At 47.0% G+C, this 653-nt stretch carries 1 pseudogene; it reads right to left on the bottom strand.

What is annotated here, in order from left to right:
* A pseudogene (locus RYZ26_RS19890) lies at positions 1–603 on the bottom strand (IS5 family transposase); the annotation flags it as partial.
* Positions 604–653 lie beyond the last annotated feature (50 nt).

Below are 653 nucleotides of genomic sequence, written 5' to 3' on the forward strand. Positions count from 1 at the left end.
TGATTTCCTTGCGGTTTTTCCGCATTGGAATCATGGCGTAACCACCACGTTTTTCCATATCTTCACGAATGGAATTTGCATCGTAGCCTTTGTCAGCCAGTAGAACCTTGGCATCTGGGCCACCCCATTCCATCAACGGGGCATACCCTTTGTAATCTGATGTTTGACCTTCGCTAATTTCCAATGCTATGGGCAATCCTTCGGCGTTTGTTCGAAGGTGTATTTTGGACGTAAAGCCACCTTTTGAACGGCCAAGACCTTCTTTTTGAGTCCCCCTTTTGCCCCAGCAGCCTGATGATGGGCTCTGATGATTGTGCTATCTATCATTTGCACTGTATCTGGAACGGCTTTGGCATCATTTAACGCATCCAGCAACACATCCCAAACACCAAGCAATGTCCATCGGCGAAACTGTCGGTAAACAGAAGCCCATTTGCCAAAATCATTGGGAAGGTCACGCCAAGGAGCACCAGTTCGGGCAATCCAGAAAATACCATCAAGGATGAGGCGGTGGTTTGATGGCGGACGGCCTGACTTTGGTCCTTGGACGTGAAGAAACGGCTCAAAGAATGACCATTCATCGTCGCTCATCAAATTACGCATAGACTTCTCCTCATAAAAAGAAGTCTTGAATCACATTCTACGCAATTTGT

Source organism: Terasakiella sediminum (assembly GCF_033100395.1).
Classification (GTDB): Bacteria; Pseudomonadota; Alphaproteobacteria; order Rhodospirillales; family Terasakiellaceae; genus Terasakiella.